The organism is Streptomyces sp. RGM 3693 (genome assembly GCF_050471125.1).
GTDB lineage: Bacteria > Actinomycetota > Actinomycetes > Streptomycetales > Streptomycetaceae > Streptomyces.
Map to the genome: position 1 here is coordinate 3229264 of NZ_JBMPPQ010000001.1, position 17049 is coordinate 3246312.

At 70.7% G+C, this 17049-nt stretch carries 14 protein-coding genes and 2 pseudogenes; 10 read left to right on the plus strand and 6 right to left on the minus strand.

The annotated features are described in order from the left end of the window. Window positions 1-133: 133 nt before the first annotated feature. Window positions 134-943 (minus strand): LysR family transcriptional regulator, encoded by an 810-nt coding sequence (locus ACO0M4_RS14085; protein WP_430370389.1) that lies wholly within the window; start codon window positions 941-943, stop codon window positions 134-136. A 67-nt stretch (window positions 944-1010) separates the two neighbouring features. Here ACO0M4_RS14085 and ACO0M4_RS14090 point away from each other — a divergent pair, with 67 nt between their 5' ends. The 4 genes and pseudogenes from ACO0M4_RS14090 to ACO0M4_RS14105 form a co-directional block, all read left to right on the plus strand. Then, window positions 1011-1907, plus strand: a complete 897-nt coding sequence (locus ACO0M4_RS14090) for an NAD(P)H-binding protein (protein WP_430370390.1) — start codon at window positions 1011-1013, stop codon at window positions 1905-1907. After that, window positions 1904-2593 carry an SDR family oxidoreductase gene (locus ACO0M4_RS14095; RefSeq protein WP_430370391.1) on the plus strand — a complete coding sequence of 230 codons (690 nt, stop codon included), beginning with the start codon at window positions 1904-1906 and terminating at the stop codon, window positions 2591-2593. The genes ACO0M4_RS14090 and ACO0M4_RS14095 overlap by 4 nt, the downstream gene beginning before the upstream one ends. 406 nt (window positions 2594-2999) lie before the next feature. Further along, window positions 3000-3275 carry a hypothetical protein gene (locus tag ACO0M4_RS14100; protein ID WP_430370392.1) on the plus strand — a complete coding sequence of 92 codons (276 nt, stop codon included), beginning with the start codon at window positions 3000-3002 and terminating at the stop codon, window positions 3273-3275. A gap of 589 nt (window positions 3276-3864) precedes the next feature. Next, window positions 3865-4488: pseudogene (locus ACO0M4_RS14105) on the plus strand (PQQ-binding-like beta-propeller repeat protein); the annotation flags it as partial. A 214-nt stretch (window positions 4489-4702) separates the two neighbouring features. On the opposite strand, the gene ACO0M4_RS14110 reads toward ACO0M4_RS14105, so the two are convergent. Further along, window positions 4703-5860, minus strand: a complete 1158-nt coding sequence (locus ACO0M4_RS14110) for a Dyp-type peroxidase (RefSeq protein ID WP_430370394.1) — start codon at window positions 5858-5860, stop codon at window positions 4703-4705. An 87-nt stretch (window positions 5861-5947) separates the two neighbouring features. On the opposite strand from ACO0M4_RS14110, the gene ACO0M4_RS14115 reads away from it, so the two are divergent. Then, complete coding sequence (locus ACO0M4_RS14115; RefSeq protein ID WP_430370396.1) at window positions 5948-7288, plus strand: right-handed parallel beta-helix repeat-containing protein; 1341 nt, start codon at window positions 5948-5950, stop codon at window positions 7286-7288. Between the two features lie 7 nt (window positions 7289-7295). Here the strand turns inward: ACO0M4_RS14115 and ACO0M4_RS14120 are convergent, their stop codons facing one another. The 3 genes from ACO0M4_RS14120 to ACO0M4_RS14130 all read right to left on the minus strand — a co-directional run bounded on the left by ACO0M4_RS14120 (window position 7296) and on the right by ACO0M4_RS14130 (window position 12350). Beyond that, window positions 7296-7991 (minus strand): hypothetical protein, encoded by a 696-nt coding sequence (locus tag ACO0M4_RS14120; RefSeq protein WP_430370397.1) that lies wholly within the window; start codon window positions 7989-7991, stop codon window positions 7296-7298. 286 nt (window positions 7992-8277) lie between these two features. Further along, entirely contained in the window at window positions 8278-10692 is a 2415-nt protein-coding gene (locus ACO0M4_RS14125) for an SdrD B-like domain-containing protein (protein ID WP_430370399.1), read from the minus strand. An 806-nt stretch (window positions 10693-11498) separates the two neighbouring features. Further along, on the minus strand, window positions 11499-12350 hold the full coding sequence (locus tag ACO0M4_RS14130) for a LysR family transcriptional regulator (RefSeq protein ID WP_430370400.1): 852 nt from the start codon (window positions 12348-12350) through the stop codon (window positions 11499-11501). A gap of 79 nt (window positions 12351-12429) precedes the next feature. Here ACO0M4_RS14130 and ACO0M4_RS14135 point away from each other — a divergent pair. The 5 genes and pseudogenes from ACO0M4_RS14135 to ACO0M4_RS14155 all read left to right on the plus strand — a co-directional run. Continuing rightward, a pseudogene (locus ACO0M4_RS14135) lies at window positions 12430-12642 on the plus strand (cupin domain-containing protein); the annotation flags it as partial. A gap of 68 nt (window positions 12643-12710) precedes the next feature. After that, window positions 12711-13013 carry a ricin-type beta-trefoil lectin domain protein gene (locus ACO0M4_RS14140; RefSeq protein ID WP_430370401.1) on the plus strand — a complete coding sequence of 101 codons (303 nt, stop codon included), beginning with the start codon at window positions 12711-12713 and terminating at the stop codon, window positions 13011-13013. Between the two features lie 220 nt (window positions 13014-13233). After that, a complete protein-coding gene (locus ACO0M4_RS14145; RefSeq protein ID WP_430370403.1) occupies window positions 13234-14184 on the plus strand; it encodes a hypothetical protein in 951 nt (316 codons plus the stop codon). A 19-nt stretch (window positions 14185-14203) separates the two neighbouring features. Further along, complete coding sequence (locus ACO0M4_RS14150; RefSeq protein WP_430370404.1) at window positions 14204-14863, plus strand: hypothetical protein; 660 nt, start codon at window positions 14204-14206, stop codon at window positions 14861-14863. After that, window positions 14844-15686, plus strand: coding sequence for an inositol monophosphatase family protein (locus ACO0M4_RS14155; RefSeq protein WP_430370405.1), 843 nt, complete (start codon window positions 14844-14846; stop codon window positions 15684-15686). The genes ACO0M4_RS14150 and ACO0M4_RS14155 overlap by 20 nt, the downstream gene beginning before the upstream one ends. A 37-nt stretch (window positions 15687-15723) precedes the next feature. Here ACO0M4_RS14155 and ACO0M4_RS14160 read toward each other — a convergent pair whose 3' ends face one another. Continuing rightward, complete coding sequence (locus tag ACO0M4_RS14160; protein WP_430370406.1) at window positions 15724-16911, minus strand: SLC13 family permease; 1188 nt, start codon at window positions 16909-16911, stop codon at window positions 15724-15726. Between the last annotated feature and the right edge of the window lie 138 nt (window positions 16912-17049).

Sequence of the window (17049 nt, forward strand, 5' to 3'; positions counted from 1 at the left end):
GTCATCCCCGCATCGAACTGCACCCGACACTACGCAAATCACTAGAGCATTCGGTGCCGTCCGGCGGAGGACCGCGGGCGTGCGGGCGTGCGGGCCGGTGCCCCCGCTGGCCGTGGCCTCGCGCGCCGACCGCTCAGGTGTGCCGCAGTGTCGCGGTGGCGATCTCCAAGAAGTCGTGCAGCAGTTTCTCGCGCCGGTCCGCGGCAACGGCCAGGCAGGTCTCGATCCCCGGGGCGTCCGTGACGGGGAGATGGACGAGGTCGGGGCGGGAGTAGGACCGCGCGACGCTCAGCGGGATGAGCGCGATGCCGTGCCCGGAGGCGATGAGCTCGAACTTCTCTTCAAGCGACGACGTCCGCCGTTTTGGTGCGTCGAGCATCTGCTCCCCGTCGAGGTCTGCGGAGGTGAGCTCCTGACGACCCGCCAGCGGGTGCGCCACGGGCATGCAGGCGACCCTGGGGTCGTTGCCGATGGGAATGGTGCGCAAGCCCGACTCGTCGAACGACCGCCGCAGGTACCCGACCTGGGCCCGACCGTCCCGGAGCGGCGCGTCCGGTTCCCACCAGCGTGCCGGGATGACGTCGGTCTCGACGTCCGGGTGGCGCGAGGCGAACGCCCGGATCGCATCCGCCACATGGAGCCCGGCGGAGAAGGCGACCACGAGCCGTTGGACGCCCTGATCGGCGTCGCGCACGCGCCGCACCGCCGCGGCGACCGACGGGAGGATCTGCTGGGCCTCCTCGTAGAGCTGCTTTCCGGCGGCGGTCAGTTCCACGCTGCGGGTGGTCCGCACGAGCAGGGTGCACCCCAACTCCTGCTCGAACGACCTGATTTGACGGCTGAGTACCGGCTGGGCGATGTAGAGCTGTTCCGCCGCCCGGCCGAAGTGCCGGTGCTCGGCCACCGTGGCGAAGTAGCGGAGCTTGCGCAGATCGAGATCCATGCCCTGAAGGTATCAATTGTCGGGAAGGGTATTGGACGCCGCAGTTGGCCGCCCCGAGACTCGAAGCATGATCGTCATCACCACTCCTACCGGCCAGATCGGCAGCCGGCTCCTGGAGATCCTCCTCGACGAACCGCGTACGCGCGGCGAAGAACTGCGCGTCATCGTGCGTGACCCCGGGAAACTCCCCGACGCGGTCCGCGCCCGGGTCGACGTCGTCACCGGTTCGCACGACGACGCCGAGGTCGTCGACCGGGCCTTCGCCGGCGCGGACGCCGTCTTCTGGTTGGTTCCGTCGCACCCACAGGTACCGAGCCTGGACGCCATGTACTCCGGGTACACCCGCGCCGCCGCGAAGGCGTTCACGACCCACGGAGTCGGACACGTCGTCGGCGTCTCGGCGCTCGGCCGCGGCACCCCCGTCGCCGGCCGCGCCGGACACGTGACGGCGTCGCTGGCCATGGACGACCTCATCGCGGGCACGGGCGTGGCCTACCGGGCGCTCGCCAACCCGACGTTCTTCGACAACCTGCTATGGCAGGTGGCTTCGATCCGCGACCACGGCGTGTTCACCGAGACCGTCGCCGCCGACCGCAAGGCACCGCGGGCAGCCACCCGCGACATCGCCGCGGCCGCCGCCGGCCTGCTGCTCGACCGCTCGTGGACGGGGACCGACGAGGTCCCGGTGCTGGGCCCCGACGACCTTTCGCCGAACGATCTGGCGCGCATCATGTCCGACGTACTCGGCCGCCCGATCCGCTACGAGCGCCAGACGCTCGACGACTTCCGCACCGCACTCGCCGGACGCGGCATGGAGGACGCGATCGCGCAGGGCTACCTCGACATGATGCGGGCCAAGGAAGACGGCCTCGACGACGGGGTGCGGCGCACCCCGCAGACCGCGAGCCCGACGACCTTCCGCGAGTGGTGCGAGCAGGTCCTCAGGCCGGCGGTCCAGGGATGAGCGCCGGTACCGTCCTCATCGTCGGCGCCTCCCGGGCCCTCGGGCTCGGCCTGGCCACCGAGTACGCGCACCGGGGTTGGGACGTCATCGGGACCGTCCGGGGCGATCGGCGCACCGGCCTCCACGACCTGGCCGACGCCTCCGACGGTCGCGTCACCGTCGAGTCGCTGGACATGACGAAACCGCAGGAGATCGCCGCGCTACGCGAACGCCTCGCGGAACGCACCCTCGACGTGCTGTTCGTCAACGCCGGCATCGCGCGGGGCGACATCCCCGTCGGCGAGGTCCCGACGGAGATGTTCGTCGAGGTCATGGTCACCAACGCGCTCAGTCCGATGCGCGTGGTCGAGTCCCTCCGCTCGCTGGTCGCGCCGACCGGCACCATCGGCGTCATGTCCTCGCGCCAAGGCAGCCTCAGCTTGAACACCCATGGTGGTCAGGACGTCTACCGCGCCAGCAAGTCCGCCCTGAACCAGCTGATGCGCAGCTACGCCGCCCGGTACGCCGACGCCGCACACACCCTGCTGCTCGTCTGCCCCGGCCATGTCCGCACCGAACTCGGCGGACCGACCGCACCGTTGACCATCGACCAGTCCATCCCGGGCGTGGTGGACACGATCGACCGCCACGGCGGCGAACCGGGCCTGCAATACCTGAACTACCAGGACCAGCCCGTGCCCTGGTAGCAGTCGCCGGCATGACATCCCCGGCCGGCGAGGTCCACAGCCCGGCGCTCCGTGCCGGCTGGCCGGCGCGGCGTCCGGGTCAAGGACGGGTACCTCCCCGATCGTGATCCGTCGTGGACCGGGTCCGCATCGCCGGTGCTCGGCCGACCGATCGCCACCGGGGCGCGGCGGAATCACAGCCGGCCGGCTACCTCTCCGTAGGAACCGCAGGGTGCCCCGGCGTCCCGCGCCCCGGGTCGGCGGCGCATTCCTGCCACTGTCGTCCCGCCGGGCGGGCTGGTGTCCGGGCAGTCTCAAAACTCGCGTCACTGCGACGGAGTAACGGAGCGTGATCTTCCGGTTTCTGGTTCGTTGTCGCGGTGATCCCGGCTTCGGACCGGGACCAGTACAGGAAGGAAGTTCCGCCATGGGTAAGGCATTGCGTGTGGTCGCGGGAAGCCTCGGGGCCGGTGCGCTATTGCTGTCAGTGGCAGGCACGGCCAGCGCCAAGGGCGGGGGCGACCGGTTCATCGAGGACGTGCGCTGCGCACCGTCGTTCAGCCTCAGCCTGCTGTTCCCGCCCGCGGACGGCTGCCGCACGGACGTCGGCATCGACAACCACAAGCGGATCGTCAAGGTCGTCCAGAGCGCCGGGGGCAGCATCTACGGCATCGACGTGGAAGGCCGGCGACGAGGCCGCTGACACCAGACCCGCACCCCGGAGCACGCTGCTCCGGGGTGCGGGGGGAGCGCCAATGGCACGGCCCGACCGGTCGGGGGCGCGATGGCGGGTGCGCTCGCCCGAGGCGAAGCGCCGTTCCTGGCGCAAGACCTCCGTAGGGATTCCGCATTGCGGTCGGGGGCAGGGCCCGCCGATGCCGGGCATGACGTTCCCGAGAAGCCGGCGACAGAGCACCCCGGTTCGGGCTACTCGAAGACATCACGCAAAGCCGGTCAGTGCACCCGCGGCCACAGGGGCGCCGTCAGCGGGCCTCCCGCTCGGCGCGCACCCGTCGCTCAGCCGCCTCGGCATCGCTCAACAGCTCCGGTAGCCACACCTCCTTGATGGCGACGTCGTCCCCCCCGGTACCCCGTCCCGCGCGCGCCAGACGCGGCCGAAGCCGCCGCTGCCGAGCATCTCCACGAGTGGGTAGCGTCCCGCGATCACACGCCCCCAGGGCGCGTCACCGGGGCGGCCCGAGGCGCGGCGCATCGTCCCGTCGCCCGGATGCGGACCCGCGTTCCCCTCGCCTCCGGGCCGTATATAGGCTCACTGCCGCAACGCGCCTGACGGGAAGGTGTGCTGGACCCAGCAGCCACCGTTGGCACTGTCCGGCGGCCACCCCGTCGCGGCCCTCGGCGCCGGCCATCTGGTGCTGTACACACCGTCGGGCGACGTGGCCGCGGTCCGCGCCGAGAACGGCGCCCGCGCCTGGGTCCGCAGGGGCCAGACCGACGGAGCGCTACGGCCCGCCATCGACGGCGGGACCGTCTATCTCGGCGGCCGCACCCTGGCGGCGGTGGAGGTCGCCGGCGGCCGCCAGCTGTGGGCCCTGAACCCGCTGCGACCGCCCAAGCGCGGCGCCGGCGGCTGGGGCCCGCCCGCCGTGGCCGGCGGCGTGGTCCACGCATTGGACTGTGACGCACTGCGGTCGCTGCGCGTCGACGGTAGCCAGGCCGCCGACCCGATGATGGTCGCCGGCGTCGTCCCGCCGTGGCTGCCACCGGTCGTCCAGGGCAACGGCGTCTGGATCGTGGAGAGCGAGGAAACCGGAGTGACCGGCCTGCCGCGCTCGGGACAGGGCCAACCCCAGACGTACCCCCTTTCCGGTGGCCAACCCCGCTCCATCGCCGCCAGCGGCAACCGCCTCTTCGTCCTCAACCACGCGACACTGCTGGCACTGCCGGTGTACTAGGGCGACGAGGACCCTCGGCCTGCCTGAAGCGGAAGGTCAGCCGGCTCGCCGCGAGCTCGGGTATGACGCCGCCGGTGTTCTCCCGGACCCGGAAGGAACTCGTAGAGCTCGGCTGGCCGGAGGGAGCCGGCACCGCCGCCCGCCTCTTTCTCGCTACCGAAGTCGCGCTGGCTGACGTGGCTGGCGCCATGCCAGGCCCCTGGGTGCGGCCTGATCAGCCGAACAGACGGGAACCGAGCGGGTGCTGCTGGTCGAAGCCGGGGAGGATCAGGAATGTCGCGCTGGCGGTTGTGGTGGTGAATTGCAGCAGTGCGTCGGAGGTGTCCATATGGGTGAGGGTGGCGGTGAAGGTCCGCAGGTCGTTCTGGAAGCTGATGAAGAGCAGGCCGGGGGCGGGCTCGTCGGTGGTGTAGGAGCGGCGGAGCATGAGGCCGGTGCCGACCACGGCGGGGTTCGCCCTGCGCACGTGGGCGTCCGCGGGGACGAGATAGCGTCCGTCCGGTGTTTTGGCTCCGAGTTCCGGGCCTGAGGCGACGGTGCCGCCGGAGAGGGGGGCACCGCTGGCCCGACGCCGCCCGAAGACCGCTTCCTGCTCGGCTACGGACAGGGCGGCGAACCGCGGCAGGTCGAGTTCCATGCGCCGCAGTACGGCGAGGGTGCCGCCGGCGACAGCGGGAGGCCCGGCCAGCCACAGGTCGCGTTGTTGTTCGGAAGTCGTGTGCGGGCCCACGATGCCGTCGATGAAACCGAGCGGGTTACGTGGCGCGGTGAGGCCGTTGCCGACGGGTACGTTCGTACCGCGGCGCGCGGATTGCCGCCAGCGTTCGTGGACGCGGTCGCCGGCCTGGTCCAGGAGCGCGGCGGCGACGACCGGTAGGAGCAGCGCGTCGCTCGCGCAGATCTGGATCAGCAGATCACCGCCGCGCGCCGGTGGGGCGATCCGCTCGCGGGAGAAACGCGGGAGATCGGCCGTGCCGGGCAGCGGGGCACCGGCTGTGCGCACCAGTCGGGGGCCCACGCCGACGGTCACGGTGAGGTCGCCTGGCGGCAGGCCCAGCAGCCGCCGGTCGGTCCCCGCGACGAGTGTGCGGATGGCCTGGCCCAGTTCGGCCAGTAACGGACCGATCGCCACGGTGGCACCGAGGTCGGCCACCACGACGAGCAGGCTGGGCTGGGCCGGCTGGGGGAGCGTGATGCCCGCCTGATGGCGGCCCGTCGCCGGAACCGGCATGGGCGGGGCCGCTGGGGTAGGGGCGCGCCGACCTGGCTGGGCGGAGTCCGATGTGCACCCGGCAGCCAGGCCGGCGGTCACCATGGTGCCGGTGACATTGAGGAACGTGCGGCGCGACGGCTGGCGTTCGGCTCGGTGCATGGTGTGCAGAGTGCCACACCGGAATCGCGGATACCGGTCAACTTCGGGATTCTGGTGGGGGATTGGGCGCCATGCCAGACTGGGAACATGTCTCGATTAGCTCTTCGCGCGTTGGCAGCGGTACTGGGCACGCTGACGCTTGTGGTCGGCTGCGGCGGCGGTGATGGCGGGTCGGGCAACGGCAGGCGACCGAGCGGTGCGCAGGTGACGATCCGCGTACCTGGCAATGCCCCGACGATCTCGGCTGCGGTGTCTCTCGCTCGCCCCGGCGACCTGGTGTTGGTTGCTCCGGGCGTGTACCACGAGTCGGTGCAGGTCTCCACGCCTCGTGTCACTCTTCGTGGGGAGTCGCGGGACACGGTCGTGATCGACGGGCGGTTGCGGCAGCCGAACGGCATCGTCGTCGCGGCGCCCGGGGTGGCCGTGGAGAACCTGACCGTGAAGGACAACACGCAGAACGGTGTCCTCGTCACCGGTTCGGCGAAGGCGGCCGCCGGCCTACCGGGGGGAAGCGGCGGCTACGACACCGGAGCTGAGCCGGTCACCTTCCTGAAGTCGTTCCTGGTCTCCCATGTGACCGCGACCCGCAACGGCCTGTACGGCATCTACGCGTTCTCCGCGCAGAACGGTGTCATCGAGCACTCGTACACATCAGGCGGGGCCGACTCGGGGATCTACGTCGGACAGTGCAAGCCCTGTCACATCGTGGTGCGGGACAACATCGCCGAACTCAACGCGGTCGGTTACGAAGGCACCAACGCCAGCGAAGACATGTACGTGATCGGCAACCGCCTGGTCGGCAACCGGGTCGGGCTGACCACCAACTCCGACCACCAGGAGAAACTGCTGCCGCAGCGGGGCGCCGTCATCGCCGGCAATCTGATCGCCGCCAACCAACAGAGGGCCACTCCGGCGCAGGCCGACGGCGGATGGGGCATCGGCATCGGCATCGACGGTGGCAGCGACAACCAGTTCGTCCGCAACCGCATCGCCGACAACAGCAGTGCCGGGCTGGTGATCACAGCAACCGCTGATGTACCTCCGGTCGGCAACCAGATCGTGGCCAACACGTTCACCGGCAATGGCGTCGACGTCGGCTGGACGTTCCCCACCGCCACGCGGGGGCGGGGCAACTGCCTGCGCGGCAATGATCTGCGCACCACAGTGCCCGCCCCGCTCGCGACAACCGCGTCCTGCCCGCTTCCGACCAAATCGCCTTCGCCAGGCGGCAGATGGGCGATGCCGACGGCGCCCGGTGGCATCCCGTTTACCGAGGTCGCGGTGCCTGGTCCACAGCCGCAGTTCTCCAACGCCACCACTGCGGGCGCCACCGCTGTCCCGTCCGTTCCGGCCCTACCGGACCCGGCAGGCATCCGACTGCCGCCGACGTCCTTGCTCGCCGCGCACGCACGGGTACAGTCGCCCTGAACAGCGGCTACCGCCGTGGAGCAACTCCGGGTAATGGCTTGACCGGAACGTACTTCTGGGTGCCGAAATCGATGACTACCGGCTGTGTCTCAGAGCCCACGCCGACGCGGACCCGATACATGGTGCCGTCCTCACCGACCCAGTAGCGCACGGTGCCCGCCGTTCCGGAGCGGCCATGGGAGTACGGCCCGGTCATGACGTCCACCCGATGACCGGCCACCTCGTCCTGTCCCCACCAGGCGGCGCCGTTCTGCGGCAGCAGTTCGGCGTTGTCCGGTCGGTCGCTGCCGAGGTTGAGTGCGATGGCCAGCACACTGTCCAGTGTGCTGCCGGACGACTGCAGCGGACGGCCGTACCAGCCCGAGCGGGGCGGCGACGCGGGCGCGTGCGCCGGGGCATGCGCCATCGGGTGGACGAAGACCGAGGCGGCCGTCCACTGGATCAGCCCGTCGCTGGATGTGTCGCGCCCGGTGCCGTGCACCACGCCGTACCCGAGCTTGCCTTGGAAGTCGAGGGATCCGGTGACGACAAGCCCGCCGGCGGTACCAGGCACAGTGAGCGTCACCGTGCGGCCGTGCGCCTGGTAGTTACGGAACCGCGTGATCGCCAGCCTGTTCGCCTCATCCAACGTCAGTGCGCGCCGACCGCTGGGGCCCGAGCTGCCGTCGGCGACCAAGAACACTGCCACCGCGGCCACCGCCATGCCGATGCCGACTGCTACCCATCGTGGCCGCAGCCATCGGCGCCGGTCAGCCGCACGGACCGGTAGAGCTGGCTGGGTTCTGACGCTCCGCACGCGGCTCGACGCTGACACTCTTCTGATTCACCCTCTCCGTCACCACACCGTTCGGCCGCCGTGCGGTCACGGTGGCACTCGGCAGTCCGTGACAGACGACGCCGAGGCCGGCCCTCGTGGGCCGGCCGAGACGTGAGCTGCCCGACCGCGCCATCTGGATCGCGGCCAGGCAGATCACTGTTTTTCCGTTCGTTCAGTGTTTCTGGGCGCGACGCTTCCGGCTCACGAACGCGAGGGCCAGGCCCCCACCCACCAGCAGGCCGACGGCGGCGATCATCCCTGGCAGCCTGGACATACCGGTGTGCGCCAGCGAACCCGTGCCGCTCCTGCCGGCCGGTGCCGGGTTGGCGGGTGGCGCGGGTGACGGCGGCGTGGAGGCCGGTGGCGCGGTCGGGGTTGGCGTCGGGGTTGGCGTCGGTGTCGGCGTCGGTGTTGCCTTCGGGATGTATACCCCGGCGTCGATCGTGTGATCGACCCCGCCCGGCTTGGTCGGCGCTGTGACGGGCGCGTAGCCGTTGCACAACTTCCCGGTGGTCGGCGGGGTCACATTCGAGTCATGCGCACGGTTGGCGCCGGCTCGCGGGAGCGTGAAGCGCAGTTCGCTTGTGGGGGGCCGGCCGGGCACCTTGCTGGTGTCCGCGGTACACACGTTGAACTGCACCGTGTATTTCGCGCCCGGTGTGAGCTGGTACGCGGCGCCGACACCACCGAAATAGTATTCCCCGGCGGCATCGGTCCTGGTCGTGGCGACCTGCTTGCCGTTTGTGTCCAGCAGGTTGATAGTCGCCCCCGGCAATAGCGTTTCCGCCGGGTCCTGGATCCCGTTGTGGTCGGCGTCGAACCATACGAGGTTACCGATCTGGATCGGTGCGTTCGCCGCCGCGTATGCGATGTCACCGAGCCCGCCGGCCTTGCCGAACCCGTTCTGTTCCGGACCGATGAACTGGTACGCGTTGGCGGCCGGATTGTTGCCTGGGCCCTGACCGGTCGTGATGTTGTGGTAACCGGTCCCGGCGGTTTCGACGTTGACGGTCGGGTCGAACTCCGTACTGACGACCCATTGTTGCTGCGGAATATAGGCCACGGATCCCAGCGCGGTCTCCTGGTGTCCGCCGCTGAAGAAGTCGCCCGGGAAGTATTCGACGACCCCGTCCTCCTCACCGCCATCGGTGGCGGGACTGGCGTGGTTGGGGCAATTTCCCGTGCCTTCCCACGCGTATCCGCCACTGGGATCGGCACAGGCCATGGTGATGTCACCACCGGACATGCCGACTTCCCGCGTGTTGTTGGTCGGGCGAGGGTCCAGCCCCTTCGCACTGAGAACGTCCATGAACCGGTCGCGGAAACCCAGGATCATCGAACCGTCGCGGGCGAAGGCGAGGGAGGCGAGCTCCGGCTGTGGATCGATGAAGGCGCCGCCCATCTTCCGTTCGTCCCACGTCTTCAAGGTGGTGTTCCACGGATTCCAGTGGGTGGCCTGGGCGACGTTGCCGGCACCGACAAAGACAGTGCCGCGCTTGTCAGTGAGCGAGTGGGTCAGCACCGTGGTGAACCGCTTACCGTCGTAGGCGTAGACGACGGCCTTCAGATCCGCGCGCTGCTGGGTGCTCTCTGCGTCGCACACACCGCCCACGTAGAGCGTGTTGTTGTGGACGGCGAGACCGAACGGTCGCCAGTCGCCGGCGCTCGCGCACCCCGGGTCCGGGATCCGCACCGTCGCCTTGGGCGCCGAGGCGGTGGCCCCGGTCGCGTTGAAGCTCACCAGGCTGCGGGTCAGCAGGTTCACCGCGTACAGCGTGGAGCCGTCTTCGGACAGGGCCAGGCCACCGATGCTCTCCTTGCCCGGTGCGTCGGTGAAGCCGGGGTCCTTGATCATGTTGGCGGTGTCGTGCGGCGTTGCCGTAGCGCCCGGCACCTGCGCGAACAGCTGTGGTGCACCAGAGCCGTTGACCGGCACCGTATGGATCGCGCCACCGCCCTTCGGCCCGTACGGGGCGTATCGGCGGGCGAACGCGCCCTGAAACAGCCGGTTCTGGTACTTGTCGTACGCCAGCCCGAACGTCGTGCCCACCTGGGCCTGCGTGGCCAGTGTGGTGGGGCACGACACATCGGTGGGACACGTGCCACGGGTCTTCGTTCCAAACGCCACCAACGCCCGGGTGTCGGTTCCGTTGGCGCCGTTCTGGACCGGCACGAAGTATCGGGAGTCCGGCAGTGCGTAGTCGGCCGGATCCCAGACCCCTGTCACCACCGAGGCGTTCTTTCCGCCCGACACATCCACGAACGACGTGAAGCTGTTGAAGTGGCTTTCCGCCGTCGACGCGGGCGCCGCCCGTAGGTAGTTGTCGTATGGCGCCGGGATGCTGACGTCGACGCGGTATTGGCCGCCGCTCAATGCCGTCGACCGCGTCACCACGACCTTTCCGGTGGCGTCCGTGACGCCGGTGACAACGTGCCCAGCGGGGTCGGAGACCTGCACTTCCATGCCCCGTTGCGGCACGTCCATCGTCGTGTTGATCACGCCGGTGCCGAAGAAGTCGCGCAGCACCTGAACCGTCAGCGTGCCGTCGGCGGGCGAAGCGGCGGCCGGTCCAGCCGTCGCCCCCATGGCGCCGCCTGTCAGTAAAACCGCAGATAACCCTATGCGCGCCAGCGGCGCCGCGAGCCTTCGGACCGGCCGGCCCGAACCTCTGCCAACTTGGTTCATGGCATCACACTCCGCACTTCTTCTCGGCAGGAAAACGAAGCACCTACTTCTCGCTGCACGTTCACGCCGAAGCCCCCAGACGCGGGCACCAGGAAACGGGAAAGCGCCCATTGCCGGTGAGCGGACGGTTTTGTGGTGTGAGGATGTGGCGGATGATGCCTGAGTAGCGTGGGCGAGGGAAAGCGAACGCCTGTTCAGGGCCTCGGGTGGGACCGCCCTGCATTTGTGTGTTCTTGCAGCTCAATCACGGCACCCCCGCCCCCACCGCTGACCTCACCGACCGCCATCGCGAGCAGCGCGCGACATTCTATGTGCTGAAGTCTCGGCGTCACCAGCAGAATCCTGGCATCTATCAGGATCGGTGTTAGTCACTGAGCGCCCAGTGTGACGGGGTTTTAGTTCTGCGGTAGTTGGGGTCTTGTGGCCTGGTGTTTTGGGTGGATGTGGTGGCACGCGTATAGGCGCGCACGGTGCTTTGGGATTCCGGACTGGTTGGTGTTTGTCAGGGGTGTGTGGATGAGGTAGGTCGCCCCCCCAGTCGCTGAGCCATCGGCTGCGTCGGCTTCCGCCGCCCTAGGGCCGGTCCGGTCGGCCAGGGTCGGATCGGCCCTGGGTATTCCAGCAGCGGTCCGCGTCCCGAGCTGGTCCCTCTTCGCCGGCGGAATCGTTCGAGCCGGGTTCGTGTCGGCGCGCCGTGGGTGGGGCGCTCAGTCGCGGTAGGCGGCGACCGCGAGCTGGACGAACGAGCGGACCAGTGGATGGGTGTCGCCCGCGTTCCATGCCACCACCACACGGCTCGGTGCCATGTCGATCAGCGGCACCACCGTGAGCCCCTGCACCGGCTCGTGGTCCAGGAGGGTCATCCCGACCGTGCCGCTCCAGAGAACGGCTTGCCGGCATTCCTGAACCGTGCGCACCACCGGACCCTCGCGGGGTTCCCCGCCGTTCCAGTACGACTGCCAGAGGGGGTCGGTGCCCTGCGGGAACCGGAACCAGCGGCGGTCGGCCAGGTCGGCCAGCTTCAGCCGGTCGTGGCGGGCCAGTGGATCGTCGGCGCGCAGCAGGGCCCCCACCGGGTCGGCGCGCAGCTCGTGCACGGTCAGGCCGGTCTCGTCGAACGGCCCGCGGGTCAGGGCGACGTCGACCACTTTGGCGTGCAGCCCGCAGGTGGGGTCGGTCAGGTCCGTGCCACGGATGCGGGTCTGGACGCGCGGGTGCTGCCGGTGGTGGGCGCGGGCCAGCCGTGTGGCGCCCGGGTCGCTGCTGTCGCCCAGGATGCCGACGGTGAGGGTGGCGTCGCCGGCCGCCGCGGCCACCCGAGCGCGTGCCCGGTCGGCCCGATCGAGCAGGGCGCGCGCCTCGTCGAGCAGCACCACCCCCACCGGGGTGAGCGTGACACCAGCAGGTGATCGGTCCAGGAGCGGGGCGCCGGCCTCGGTCTCCAACTGTTTGATCGCCCGGCTCAGGGGCGGCTGGCTCATGTGCAGCCGGGCGGCGGCCCGGCCGAAGTGGAGTTCCTCGGCGACGGCCACGAAATAGCGCAGCGTGCGTAGCTCCATGGCGCGACGATACCCGTACGGTATCGACCGCACAGAACGGGTCTTGGACAGTCGCGGTGCCTGGCTGTGGGATCGAGGCATGACTGATCAACCGAAGGCCAGCGAGCCGATCGCCGACCCCGCCGTATCGGTGGTCGGGCCGGGCGAGGGGGAGACCATCTTCCTGGGCACCACGCGCATGCGTGTCCTCGAAGACGGCAGCAACACCGGTCACCGGCTCGGGCTCGCCGAGTCCGTCCTCGCACCGCACACGCCCGGACCGCCGCAGCACCGTCACGCCCAGCACGACGAGAGACATGTTCGCCAGCGGCCAGGCACCGACCCCTCAGGCGAGTATCCGAACGATGCGCCGTTATCCAGATGTACGACTGCAACGGCACGGCCGCGCAGGACTGGACCCTCAACTCCAACGGCACGATCAGCGCGTTGGGCAAGTGCCTGAACGTCGTGTGGGGCGGGAAGGACAACGGAACGCTCGTCGAGATCTATGACTGTGTCGGCTCGGCTTCCGAGACCTGGCAGGTCCGCGACGACCGGACGCTTTTCAGTCCGATGTCGGGCAAGTGCCTCGACGTCCTGGGGTTCAACACCGCCAACGGGGCGCGACCGGGCCTGTGGGACTGCAACGGCGCCGAAAACCAGAAGTGGACCGTGACCCGCTGACCTCAGACTCGCTGGTCCGAGACCCGCTGACCCGCTGACCCGATGCGCCGGCGAGGGCGTTGGCCGCTGAGCCCCTCCGGGGCCAGCGGTTCCGGCGCCACGTCGCCCGCCCGACGCGGCAACTCCCCACCCTGGAAAGGATCTTGCGGCCGCCGGGTAGCTCTGGCCAGAGCTGTCCCGTTGCTCCTACGATGCCAGGGAACGGGGAGGGGGACTCGACGTGGTACAGCGTGTGGGGCGGGTGGAATCCGGCGTCGCCTGGGCGATCAGGAACCTCGACGGGCTCATCGCCGTGGGGCTCGGCCTGACCATCGGCCTGATGGACGTCCTCGGCGACGTCATCAGCGACAAGGTGTCGTCCGGCGCGACGCTGCTGGTGCTCGGCACGCTCGCGGTCGGCTCGATGACGGAGCGGGTGCGCCGCAAGTCCGACATCCGGGAGGCGTCCGCGGGCACCCGCCGTGCCCTGGAGGACCTCGCCATGGTCCGCTCCCTCTCGGGGGACCAGGTCGGCGACGCGCTGGAACGGGCCCGCGCACAGACCAACCTCTGGTACTTCAAGGGCGGCACCGGCACCTACCTGCGCGCCGTCACGCTGCCCCGGTGCGTCGAGGCCGCCACCCGCCAGCGCGCCCAACTCAGCGTGAAGATCGACATCATCAACCCGGCGGACGAGCGGGCCTGCGCCGCCTACGCCCGCTTCCGCCAGACCTTCGCCCGCCGCCACAACGACGACGCGGCGCACGCCTGGACCGCCGACCGCACCCGCAAGGAGGCGTACGCCACGGTCCTGGCCGCCTGCTGGTTCCGCCAGCGGCTCGACACCCTGGAGATCAGCGTCCACCTCTCCCCGGGCGTCCCCACCCTCCGCTTCGACCTCTCCGAGTCCTGCCTGATCATCACCCAGGACGACCCGAACCGCGTCAACCTCCTGGTCGCCCGCGATCAGCCGCTCTACGACTACTACGTCACCGAACTGCACCAGAGCCGCGAACAGGCCGTCCGCCTCGATCTGCGCGGCATCGCCCCCCTGGGCGACGAGCCGACCGTCGACGAGGTCCGCGCGGTGTTCAACGACGTCGACCTCCCCCTTCCCTCGGTGTTCAGCGACGCCGACGTCGCGGAGATCGTCGGGAAAGCCCTGCACGCTGAGGACCCCTACCGGAGGTGAGACGCCTCGGGCGCGGCTCATGGACTACGACACGCTCGACCGACTGCTCCGGCCCGGCGCCCCGCGGGAGGCGCCCCGCGCCAGCGTCACCGGCGCCCTGGAGGACATCGCCTGCGGCAAAAGGGAGTTACGCGCGGTCCGCCACCCGCTCGGCTTCCTGTGCCTGCCGCTCGTCCGCGACGGCGCCCGCGGCGTCTGCGTCCACCTCTTCGGCACCGGCACCCCCGCCGACCCCACCGCCGCCCCCATGCACGCCCACAGCTGGGAGCTGCGCAGCTACGTCCTCTACGGCCGGGTCGGCAACCTCCCGGTCACCGTGACGGACGAGGCGCATACCCCCACCCACCGGATCTTCGAGGTCTTCAGCGCCCCCTCGGGCGTCGACGAACTACGACCCACCTCCCGCCTGGTGCACTGCGCACCGGGCCCCGCCGCCTCCAGCGGCAGCGGCGAGACGTACAGCCTGCCGGCCGGGGAGTTCCACGCCACCGTCGTCACGCGCGGGCAACCCGCCGCCACCTTGGTGCTCGGCCGGTCGCTGCCCGGCCACACCGACCTGTCCCTGGGCCCCCTGCACGGCCGTGGCCACCGTACGGTGCGTCGGCTGTGCAGTGCGGAACACACCGAACGGACCGTCCGCACAGCACTCAGGAGGATCCATGCCGAGCAGCGCGAGTGACCGGGGCGCCGCACCGTACGCGAGCGAGACGCGGGTGGCCGTCGCCGCGGCGGAGGAGGCGGGAGCCCTGCTACGCGGTCGCTTCGGGACGGCGCGCGCGGTGGGCGTCAAGGACGCCGCGGGCGACGTCGTCACCGACCTCGACCTGGCCGCGGAGAAACTCATCCTCGCCCGCCTCCAGACGCGCTTCCCGCACGACCGGATCCTGTCCGAGGAGGCGGGCCTCCTCGACGCCGTCGGCCGCCGCACCTGGCTGGTGGATCCGCTCGACGGCAGCAACAACGTCGCGATCGGCCTGACCGCGTACGCCGTCGGCATCGGGCTGTGCGTGGACGGCGCGCCGGTTGTCGGCGTGGTGCACGAACCGGTCACCGGCTCCACCTGGCGGGCCGTCCGCGGCCAAGGCGCGTCCTGCGGCCCCGACCGGTTGCCGGGGCCGACCGGCGCGGTGCCGCGCAGCGGGCCGGTGGTGGCCTGGACCCAGGGCCACGCGGTGGACCGGGCCGACCCGGTGGCCGCGGGACTGCGGGGCCAGCTGGAGCGCCGCACCCGGCGGGTGCTCCAGCTGTGGGCGCCGCTGCTGGGCTGGAGCATGCTGGCGCGCGGCGCGATCGGCGGCTTCGTCGGCTACCGCGCGGAGGGCATCGACTTCCCCGCGGGCGCCCTGCTGGCCGCCGAGACGGGCGTGGAGTTCCGCACCCTGACCGGCGGGCCCTTCACGGTGGGTTCCGGCGGCCCGGACACCGACCGTAGCTTCGTCGCCGCCCGTGGCGACACCCTGACGTACCTGCTCGACGTGGTCGCAGGCGCGCGGGCGGCCTGAGCGGGGGCCGGGACCTGGGGCCGGGACCTGGGGCGGGTCACCCCACCGCCAGCGCCACCGTCGCCGCCAGGGTCGCCGTCCCGGCCAGGACGAACCCCGTCCCCATGAAGCGCCGCAGCGGGATGACGATGCCCTGCCCGCGGCACCGCTCGAACCACAGCAGCGTCGCCAGCGACGCCCACGGCGTGACCAGCGGGCCGACGTTGGTGCCGATGAGCAGCGCCAGCAACTGGTGGTGGTTGCCGACCGGCACCGCCGCCTCGCCCGCCATGTAGACCGGCAGGTTGTTGAGGACGTTGGACAGGCCCGCGCCCACGCCCGCCGAGCGGAGCATGCCGCCGAGGCCGCCGTCCGGCCCGATCGCCGCCGTCAGCAGCGTGTGCAGCCCGTGCGCGTTCACCGTCTCGACGACCAGGAACATCCCCGGCACCAGCACCAGCAGCTGCCACGGCACCAGCGACAACCGCAGCTCGGCGGGGCGCCGCACCGCGAACGCGACGACCACGATCAGCATCGTGGTCAGCGACGCCGACCACAGCGGCACGTTCGCGACGAGGATCGCCAGCAGGAAGCCGGCACACGCCAGCGCGCACACCCGGAACAGCACCGGATCGGCCGGCGCCCGCCGCTCGGGCGGCACGTACGCGTCGGAACCCCGCCGTCCGCGCCGCCAGTAGAAGCACCACAGGCACACCATCGTCGCGGCGATGGCCGCCAGTTGGGGCAGGCCCATCGTGGCGGCCATCGCGGTGGGGGAGAGCCCGACCCGGTTCGCCGCCAGCAGGTTCGTCAGGTTCGACACCGGCAGCAGCAGGCTCGCGGTGTTGGCGAGCCAGACCGTCGTCATCGCCAGCGGCACCGGCGCGATGCCCACCCGCCCGGCCAGCGCGAGCATCACCGGCGTCAGCAGCACCGCCGTGGTGTCCAGGTTCAACACGATGGTGGTGACCGATGCGAAGAGGACACACAGCCCGAACAGGCGCGGATAGCTGCCGTTCCCGGTCCGCGCCACCCAGGACGCCACCGCGTCGAACACCTCGGCCCGACCGGTCAGCTCGGCCATCACGATGACCGTCGCCAGGAAGACCAGCAGCGGCCCGATACGCGCCATCGCGTCCCCGGCGGGCGCGGCCGGCAGCAGCCCCGTGGCCACACACACCAGGCCGCAGGCAAGCAGGCCGGCGGCGAGCCAGTCCAGGGGACGCAGACGCTTGAGGAGTCGCATGCCCGAAAGCCTCGCACACGCGGCCTTACGGGGCGGGGGAGAGGGGGAGACCGCGAGCGCCGGGACCGGTCCCGGCGCCGACGACATGCGGACACCCGCCGCGGCGGACGGCCGGCCGCGATGCGGCACGGACCTCGC

Excerpts from the sequence above, each read along its gene's own strand:
- ACO0M4_RS14090 (WP_430370390.1), top strand. The coding sequence starts at position 1,011 with ATGATCGTCATCACCACTCCTACCGGCCAGATCGGCAGCCGGCTCCTG.
- ACO0M4_RS14140 (WP_430370401.1), top strand. The coding sequence starts at position 12,711 with ATGTACGACTGCAACGGCACGGCCGCGCAGGACTGGACCCTCAACTCC.
- ACO0M4_RS14095 (WP_430370391.1), top strand. The coding sequence starts at position 1,904 with ATGAGCGCCGGTACCGTCCTCATCGTCGGCGCCTCCCGGGCCCTCGGG.
- ACO0M4_RS14125 (WP_430370399.1), bottom strand. The coding sequence starts at position 10,692 with ATGGGGGCGACGGCTGGACCGGCCGCCGCTTCGCCCGCCGACGGCACG.
- ACO0M4_RS14130 (WP_430370400.1), bottom strand. The coding sequence starts at position 12,350 with ATGGAGCTACGCACGCTGCGCTATTTCGTGGCCGTCGCCGAGGAACTC.
- ACO0M4_RS14150 (WP_430370404.1), top strand. The coding sequence starts at position 14,204 with ATGGACTACGACACGCTCGACCGACTGCTCCGGCCCGGCGCCCCGCGG.
- ACO0M4_RS14155 (WP_430370405.1), top strand. The coding sequence starts at position 14,844 with ATGCCGAGCAGCGCGAGTGACCGGGGCGCCGCACCGTACGCGAGCGAG.
- ACO0M4_RS14115 (WP_430370396.1), top strand. The coding sequence starts at position 5,948 with ATGTCTCGATTAGCTCTTCGCGCGTTGGCAGCGGTACTGGGCACGCTG.
- ACO0M4_RS14110 (WP_430370394.1), bottom strand. The coding sequence starts at position 5,860 with ATGCACCGAGCCGAACGCCAGCCGTCGCGCCGCACGTTCCTCAATGTC.
- ACO0M4_RS14100 (WP_430370392.1), top strand. The coding sequence starts at position 3,000 with ATGGGTAAGGCATTGCGTGTGGTCGCGGGAAGCCTCGGGGCCGGTGCG.
- ACO0M4_RS14160 (WP_430370406.1), bottom strand. The coding sequence starts at position 16,911 with ATGCGACTCCTCAAGCGTCTGCGTCCCCTGGACTGGCTCGCCGCCGGC.
- ACO0M4_RS14120 (WP_430370397.1), bottom strand. The coding sequence starts at position 7,991 with ATGGCGGTGGCCGCGGTGGCAGTGTTCTTGGTCGCCGACGGCAGCTCG.
- ACO0M4_RS14085 (WP_430370389.1), bottom strand. The coding sequence starts at position 943 with ATGGATCTCGATCTGCGCAAGCTCCGCTACTTCGCCACGGTGGCCGAG.